Genomic DNA, 8110 nt, shown 5'->3' on the forward strand with positions numbered 1-8110 from the left:
GGCACGTCGCGTCCCCCCTTATCAGGCTGTCCAGCGCTGGCGCCATTCGGGGATGATTCTCCCCTGCTCCTTGCGGAGCGTCAGGAACTTGTCGGCCAGCAGCGGATTGGTGAAGGTAAAGTCGGAACGCTGATGCATACCGCGTGATTCCTTGCGTTCGAGCGCGCCGTGCATGACGATCTCGCCGTTGTCAATGAGATCCAGCGTCTCGATGGCGCGCAGGAGGGTGTGGGCGTCGGATGCCGCTATTTCGGCTTCGGCGTTGCGCCGCAGATCCGCGAGGTACTTCAGCCCGGCGTTGAGCAGGGTCGCGGAACGCACGCGGTGCGGCCCGGCGGCGGCGTAGTCGGCCATGATCTGCTGGAGGGCGAGGTTCGCTTCCTTCCAGTGCGCCCCGGAAGGCCGTTCCATGAATCGGCTGTAATAGGCCATGCGCTCCTGCGCCCACGGCGTGTTTTCGATGTCCGCGAGAGGGGCGTCCCCGAGGTGGGCGGCGGCGTGCTCCCCGGCGATCCAGCCATAGACGGCGGCCCCGGCGATGTCGGCGCGGAAGTTGCCCACCATGTCGCCGGTAGCGTACAGGCCGGGTACGGAGGTCTGCCCGTCGATGTCGATCTCAAGCCCGCGCCCGATGAGGTGCGGCTCGTACTGCATGAACTCCACGGCGTGCTTCGAGGGATCGATGCCCTTTTCATCCATGTAGTTGAGCAGCCCGGTGAGCCCCTCGCTCGCCATGCCCTCGCGCATGAAGGCCATGTCTTCGGGGCCCGTGCCCGTGCAGTCGATGTAGGCGGGGCCCGTGCCGTTCATGAGCACGTCGGTGTAGGCGGAGTTCCACACGTCGCAGGTGATGTCCCCGACTTCGCGGGTGGCCTTGTCCACGAAGGGGCCGAGCAGTTTGCCGTTGGGATAGCGGTACACGCCGATCCATGTGGATTTCCCGGCGCGGGCGAAGAACTTGGGCCCGGCGTGGCGGTTGGGCAGCTCCATGTTCACGAGCTTCGCGCCGATACGCCAGCCCTGCGCCTGCGCCGCGCCCGCACAGGCGGGGCAGAAGGCGGTGTTGAAGGGCCAGCCCGGCGATCCGGCGGCGGGGTACAGGCGGTTGGCGGTGCCGGTGGCGAGGATGACCTTGCGCGCCTTGACGAACGTAAACGACGGGGTTTCCCCGGAAACGTCCAGCGCGAGCACGCCGGTAATGCCCTGTTCGTCGCGCATGAGATCCACGGCGGGATGGTGGTTCACGATGGTCACGCCGACCTTTTTGGCCTGCCGGGTGAGGGCTTCCTTCTGGTTGTGCCCGTCGTACTTGAGCCAGATGCGGGGGCGGTCCGGGTAGGCGTGACCCATAAACACGTAATCCTCCGCGAACGGCTTCATGTTGATGCCCCACTCGTGCCACTTGTCCACGATGGAGATGCTCCTCTCAAGAAAGCGCAGGGAAAGCAGAGGGTCATGGCACAGCCCGACAAGGCTGTCGAGCAGTTCGCGCAGGATGGGCCGGATGTCGCCGCCGTGGTGCTTCGGGTAATAACAGGCGAAATGATCGTTGCCGGTCGCCCCCGAGCCGCTGCGTTTGGTATTGGCCTTTTCGAGGACCATGACCCTGGCGCCGCCTTCCGCCGCCGCAATGGCCGCGCACAGCCCGCCGATGCCTCCGCCCACGACCGCGATGTCGGTTTCAAGCGTCTTGGATACGGGAATCATAAGCACCTCCTAGCTGTGCAGGGTGTCTGCGTCCACGTGGAGCAGCATGTAGTTCAAGGGAAGGCGCAGTGAAACGGCCTTGGCCGGACAATCGAGCACGCAGGCGTTGCAGTGCCAGCACTCTTCGCCGTAGGTGACTTCCGGGGTTGTCTTCGGCTGCTTCTGGCGGAAGACCTGCAAGGGGCAAATGCTGGCGCACAACCCGCAACCCGTGCACTTTTCAGGATCAATGCGTGGAGGCATGTTCAAGACTCCTTGGTTGAGAGGAATGGAAATTCGCTATACCTCCCTTTGAGCAGGTTCCGTGCCATTGCATTGTTCTTAAAATAACAATATGTTTTGACAGCATAGTTTCAAAAAACAGTGTCTATTGCATAGAATACAATGTGATTTACACAGTATGAAAAGTCCGAACGGAGCCGCCCATGCCTTCCTATCCTTCCGATCCTTTTTTCGAATCCGGCGCGATGGCGTGTCTCATTTTTTACAGGACGAACGGCCTTCATGGATCAATAACCTGTCTTCACAATATGATACGACCGTATCTTCCGGTCGTGCGTATCAACGCCATTCTCATTTCCAAGGATTTTACCCGCGTGATCCAGATGTTCGACACCAAACTGGACAGCCGCCGGACCACGCGCATTTCGAACCCCGAACGGGGTGCGCCTTTCGTTGAAAGTGAAAAAATCAACCAGCCTGTCCTCATCAACAATTTGGACGGCTACAAGGTTCAAGCTCCGTTCAAAGATCCTGATCTGGCCGATGTGCCTTTTTTGATCCACAGCGCAATGATCCGGCTTCCGCTGTTCGAGAACGGCGAATACTATTTCTGCCTGAACTTCTGGTCCGACGACTACGACGCCTTCACATGGACGCATGTGGAGCAGCTCCAGCGGCTTGTGCGGCCCCTCGCCGGGGAGCTTCGGGAACGCCTGTCGTTCACGGAGGAAAAGGCGTTGCCCTACACCCCGGCGGGATCGGGATTCGAGCGGTTGTCCCTGTGCCCTGAGCTGGCCGAGGTCCGGCAGCGCATCGAGCTGGCGGCCCCGACGCGGACGACGGTGCTTATCCTTGGGGAAACGGGTTCGGGCAAGGAGTCCGTGGCCGACGCCATCCATGAGCGGTCGGATCGGCGCAACGGCCCGTTCCTTAAGGTGAACTGCGGGGCGATCACCCCAAGTCTTTTGAGCAGCGAACTGTTCGGGCACGAGAAGGGCGCGTTCACCGGTGCGCACACAACGAGGAGGGGGTACTTCGAGCAGGCTAACGGCGGGACGCTGTTTCTCGACGAAATCGGGGAGATGCCGCAGGAGGCGCAGGTGCACCTGTTGCGCGTGCTGGAGAGCCGGTATGTAACCCGCGTAGGCGATCACCGGCCCATTCCGGTGGATGTCCGGGTGATCGCGGCGACCCAGACCGATCTCATGAAGAAGGTACGGGAAGGGACGTTCCGCAAGGACTTGTGGTTCCGGCTGGCTGTCCTGACCATTGTTATCCCGCCGCTTCGGGATCGGAAAGCGGACATCCCGGCGCTTGTGGGGCATTTCCTGCGGACCAAGGCGGCGCAGTTCGAGATGGAGGTGCCGGACGTACCCGCGCCCGAACTGGAGCGGCTGTACAGCCATGACTGGCCGGGGAACGTGCGGGAGCTGGAATTCGTCATTGAGCGTTCGCTGCTTCTCAGCCGAAGCAAGGCGGTGGGGACGCCGCTGAAATTCGAGTTCGCCCCCGAGGTCGAGGGCGGTGCGGCATCACCTGAGGACGGCTGGCCCTCGCTGGCTGAGCTGGAACAGCGGTATATCCGGCGTGTCCTTGAGAAGACCGGCAATAAGCTCATGGGGCCGGGAAGCGCTACGGAGCTTCTCGGCGTCCACTACACGACCCTGCGCGCCCACATGCTCAAGATGGGCCTGCCCCTGCCGCGCCGGAAGTAGCCGTTGAGCAGGGCTCCGCCCAGTTCCCGGACTTCGCTGTGGGGGAATCATTTCCCTTCCGGAAGTCTGAGGGGGCGAGGAGCCACCCTGCGGAGATCCCCTGTCTCCCAGAAAAATGATTCCCCCAACTCCCATCGGAAAGAAGAGGAGACCTTCCGATAGGAGCGGGGGAAATGCCTCCGGAGGAGGCGGGACAGCCGAATCGCCGTTGCCGGATAGCTGGCTAGTAATCCTTCCGGCAGACGGCGTAATAGGCGTACTCGACGAGCGAATTGATGTCGTAGACGGGGAGGTTGATCGCGCGCTGGATGGGCGCGGAGAAGGCGGAGAGATCGGTGCATTCGAGCACAAGGGCGTCGAGCGCCTTTTCCCGCGCGAACGCGGCGGCGGAACCCACGATTTCGGCTTCGAGGCGTTCCATGTCGAAGTCGTGGCGTTTGCCTTCAATGATGGTCTCCCAGAACTCGGGGTTGCCTTCCATGCCCCGGATGTGCACGGATTCCATCGGCGTCGCGCAGTTGGCGAAGTGGGCGGGCGTCAGGGCCTGACTACTGGCGGTGAGGACGCCGATCTCGGCCTTTTCCCCGTGCATGAGGCGCACCAGCGGAAGCTGGAGCAGGCTCGACAGGAAAACCGGGATGTGCAGCTCGGCGGCGATTTGATTCTGGAAACGGGCCATGAAGCCGCAGCTTCCGGTAATGGCCTGCACGCCGTCGGCCTCAAGCTCTTTCGCGGCTTGGATGAACGGCTCCAGCAGATCCGGAGTGGGGTTGAACAGCAGGCGCGGAATATCCACGCCCCGTATGACCCGCGTCACCGTCGGAAAACCGTAGGTCAGTGGATTGCGCATGTGTCCGCGCGGTTTTGGGAACAGCGATTCGAGGCACAGGATGCCGATGGGCATGTCGTAATACAGTCTACCGCCTTTCATGTTCGCTCCTTTGGGTTGATGCGGGACGTTCAGCTTCCCCGCGTTTAGGGGGAAGAGGGGCCTCCCACGGATGGAACGCACCCTCTCCCAGCGGTTCCCGTCAGTTTTTCTTGTTCATTTCCGCAATCCACTGGACGATGCCGGTGAGCACCCATACGCCGCAGGCGATGTTCAGGATGAAAGACGCATAGATCAGATATTTCGTGAATTCCAGCATGATAATCTCCTTGCGGGCTTACAGTACTTCGGGGGCGTAGATGCCCGTGGAGGGAACGCGGCGCTTCATCATTTGATGGACGACGAACAGCGTCAGGCAGTTGAGGCCGATGCCGATGAGGTTGGCGGGGATGCCGAAGGGCTCGCCGAGCACCTTGTCGCTCCACAGGAAGCAGCTCACGACGCCGATGACCACGGCGGGAGCCCCGGCGTAGGGCGACACCTTGCCCCAGAGCAGCCCGGCCAGCAGCGGCGGGATGATCGCCGAAGGCCACAGCTTGAAGATGTAGATCATCAGGCCGAACACGTCCTGGAACAGGATGGCGACGCCGATGGAAACGCCGCCCACGAGGAGGGTAGACATGCGGGACTGGCGCAGCATCTGATCCTGCGTGGCTGCGGGATTGATGAATTTATTGTAGATGTCGCGGGTATACACGACGCAGGCGGTGTTGATGAAGGCCGCGCCCGATGACATGACGGCGGCGAGCAGGGCCGCCAGCACGAGGCCGGTCACGCCGATGGGCAGCACGTCGCGGATAAGGTTGGTGAAGGCGAGGTCGGGCTTGACGTCGGGCTGGAGCGCCATGGAAGCGAGGCCGATCCCGGCGGTGGTGGCGAGGAAGAAGATCCAGTGGACGGAGAAGATCAGCACTCCGGCCTTGCTGTCCTTGGCGGACTTGGTGGAGGCGTAGCGCTGGATGAAATACGGCGCGCAGAATTCCCCGAACAGGAAGCTCAGGAACAGGCCCGCAAACTGGATCGGCCCCCAGCCGGAGAACAGCTTCAGGTTGTTTTCATAGCGGGGCATGGCGTTCAGGGTCGCCATCATGGCGTCGAAGCCGCCGAGATGGTCGATGGCGAGATACCCGCACAGGCTCACGCCGATGATAATGATCACATACTGCACTGCATCGGTCATGGTTACGGCGAGCATACCGCCCGACCACGTATAGGCCAGCGTGATGACGGAAGAAATAAGCGCCGCCGGGATAAGGTCTATGCCCACGGCGGTCTGGAGGATGGCGCCCATCGCCAGAATCTGTACCCCGTACAGCCCGAGGCAGAAGAAAAAGCACACGATGCTGGAAACGAGCCGTCCGGCGCGACCGTAGTACAGCCCGAAGAGGTCGCCCACGCTGTAAACGTTCTTGATGTTGTGCACGCGCCCGGCAATGTACAGGCCCGAGAAGATCTGGTTGATCACCACACCTATGAGCCCGGCGAAGACCACGATGCCCGTGGTGTGCATGAACGAAACGCGCCCGATGGTCGCTCCGCCTCCGCACAGGGTCGCCGCGATGGCCGCGAAGAAGATGGACATGGGAAGGCCGCGCCCGGCGACGGCGTAATCGTCAAAGTTGGTGACTTTTTTCATGGCCCAGTAACCGATGTAGACCACAACAAAGAAATACAGAATGATGATCGCGTAATCCAGCCAATGGATGCTCATGGCGTACTCCTAGACGCAGGCCGCGCGGCGCTGCATGATACGACGGGAAAATATGATGGAATCCTCAGCGAAAAAAGGAGGATCCGCAAGCGGCGGCGCGGCGGGGAGAGGGAGCAGGCCGCGTATGTCGGTATGGCGCGGCAGCCGGTGGTCTCGGAGGCGGAGGCGGACGGCCCTGAACAGGTGGGGCCACAGGATCACGAGAAGGAGCGGGAACAGGCTTTCCCAGCTTTGCAGGTTTTTGCCCGACGTTTCGGGGATCGACGCGGCAAGCACGGGATCATCCGGGGAAAGGTGCGGGTTTTCCGCTCTCGGCAACAGTTCGAGGCTGGCGATGCTCCCCGCTTCGGCTACCGTGGGGGCGGCATTGAGCGAGGCCGCGCACAGGCAGATGATGTAGCTGGCTGCAAGCAGGAGGCAGATGCCCTGTCGGCAGAGGAGGGAAAGGGAGCGCCGCATAGATGTTTTCCGTGGCCCCCTCCCCGGACGGTGGGAAGGGGGCGGGCCCGTTTAGCCGGGCAGGTTGAGGTTGCAGTAGTTTTCAAGGCTCACCGGCCGGAAGGGCTGGCGGACTTGGAGGCAGCCCACGGCGTCGGGCGCCTTGGACTGGGCGGCGGCGGTGATTTCCGCGAGCGCGGGCCCGCACATACGGCCCTGGCACTGGCCCATGCCGCAGCGGGTGAAGCGCTTGACTTCGTTGACGTCGCGGAAGCCTTCGGCCACGGCCTTGCGGATATCCCCGGCGGTGACGCATTCGCAACGGCAGACCAGCGTTTCGTCCGGGACATTGAAGATGGTCGGATTGGGTGCGAACACATAGCGCAGGAACCCGCGCGCGATGCGCATGGCACGGAGCCGCCTGCGGGCCGGGCCGCTGCGGTAGGCTGCTTCGGCTTCGCTGATCACGCCAAGGCGCTGGGCGATCTCTACTCCGGCGATGGTGCCCTTGAGCATACTCGCATCGCCGCCGTGGACGTAGGTTCCGTCACCGGCGATGGAAATGCCGTCCACGCTGGTACGGCCGTTTTCGTCGACGACGGGATGCCAGTACCGCTGGACGCCATCCCATGCGTGCCTGGCGTTCAGGGAATTGAGGATGTGCGTGCGCGGGATGATGCCCTCGTGGCGCAGCAGGGTGGAGGCGTTGATTTCGTGGGTCTTGCCGCCCGCGTCGTACACGACCTTTTCCAGATGATCGGAGCCCACGGCGCGGATATTGGTGACGTTACGGATGATCGGCACCTTGCCCTTGAGCACGCGCAGGGCCATTTTCATGCCCTTGGCGACATACGGCATGTCGAGCACGCCAGCGGGCATGAGGCCGGCCGCCATGATGCGGCGGGACCACCAGCCGGTGTCGAGCCACGCTGCGATGGGCACGCCCGCTTCGAGCAGGTGCCCGGCAAGCAGGAGAAGCAGGGGGCCGTTGCCCGCAAGGACGACCGGGGCGTTCTTGTCGGCGGAGAGCGTACCGCCGGAGCGCAGCAGGATGTCGGCCCCGCCCGCGCCCATGACGCCGGGCAGCGTCCAGCCGGGGAAGGGGACGGGCCGTTCCATGCCGCCGGGGGCCACGATGATGTGCGAGGCGGCCAGCTCTTCGGCCTTGCCGTTCATGGTGCACGAAACCCTGTGCGGCTCAAGCCCCCAGACGGTGGTGCCGGGGTAGTAGGTCGCGCCGGATTCGCGGAAGCGTTTCACGAGCCCGAGCCCGGCGGAGCGTTCCTTGGGATCGAGCAGCGCCTGCGCCATCGGGGTTTCGATATTGCGGAAAAGCTGGCCGCCCGGGGCCGCTTGCTCGTCGACGAGGGTCACGTCCAGCCCGCAGGCGCGCGCGGCGCAGGCGGCGGAGAGTCCGGCGGGGCCGGC

Annotated in this window: 7 protein-coding genes; 1 reads left to right on the plus strand and 6 read right to left on the minus strand. The window is 63.0% G+C overall.

All coding sequences use genetic code 11. The annotated features are described in order from the left end of the window. Window positions 1-21 precede the first annotated feature (21 nt). Window positions 22-1707 carry an FAD-dependent oxidoreductase gene (locus HMPREF0178_RS13225; protein WP_009368549.1) on the minus strand — a complete coding sequence of 562 codons (1686 nt, stop codon included), beginning with the start codon at window positions 1705-1707 and terminating at the stop codon, window positions 22-24. 9 nt (window positions 1708-1716) lie between these two features. Continuing rightward, window positions 1717-1950 (minus strand): ferredoxin family protein, encoded by a 234-nt coding sequence (locus tag HMPREF0178_RS13230; RefSeq protein ID WP_009368550.1) that lies wholly within the window; start codon window positions 1948-1950, stop codon window positions 1717-1719. 182 nt (window positions 1951-2132) lie between these two features. On the opposite strand from HMPREF0178_RS13230, the gene HMPREF0178_RS13235 reads away from it, so the two are divergent. After that, a complete protein-coding gene (locus HMPREF0178_RS13235) occupies window positions 2133-3644 on the plus strand; it encodes a sigma-54-dependent Fis family transcriptional regulator (RefSeq protein ID WP_009368551.1) in 1512 nt (503 codons plus the stop codon). Window positions 3645-3867: 223 nt separating this feature from the next. On the opposite strand, the gene HMPREF0178_RS13240 is transcribed toward HMPREF0178_RS13235, so the two are convergent. From HMPREF0178_RS13240 to HMPREF0178_RS13255, 4 genes are all read right to left on the minus strand, one after another. Beyond that, complete coding sequence (locus HMPREF0178_RS13240) at window positions 3868-4575, minus strand: aspartate/glutamate racemase family protein (RefSeq protein WP_009368552.1); 708 nt, start codon at window positions 4573-4575, stop codon at window positions 3868-3870. 235 nt (window positions 4576-4810) lie between these two features. After that, window positions 4811-6244: a sodium:solute symporter gene (locus HMPREF0178_RS13245; protein WP_009368554.1), complete on the minus strand. Its 1434-nt coding sequence runs from the start codon at window positions 6242-6244 to the stop codon at window positions 4811-4813. Window positions 6245-6253: 9 nt separating this feature from the next. Next, complete coding sequence (locus HMPREF0178_RS13250) at window positions 6254-6703, minus strand: hypothetical protein (protein WP_009368555.1); 450 nt, start codon at window positions 6701-6703, stop codon at window positions 6254-6256. Window positions 6704-6754: 51 nt separating this feature from the next. Continuing rightward, window positions 6755-8110: FAD-dependent oxidoreductase (locus HMPREF0178_RS13255; RefSeq protein ID WP_009368556.1), on the minus strand; the 1356-nt coding region annotated here is incomplete at its 5' end.

The sequence above is a fragment of the Bilophila sp. 4_1_30 genome (assembly GCF_000224655.1).
Taxonomy (GTDB): Bacteria; Desulfobacterota; Desulfovibrionia; order Desulfovibrionales; family Desulfovibrionaceae; genus Bilophila; species Bilophila wadsworthia.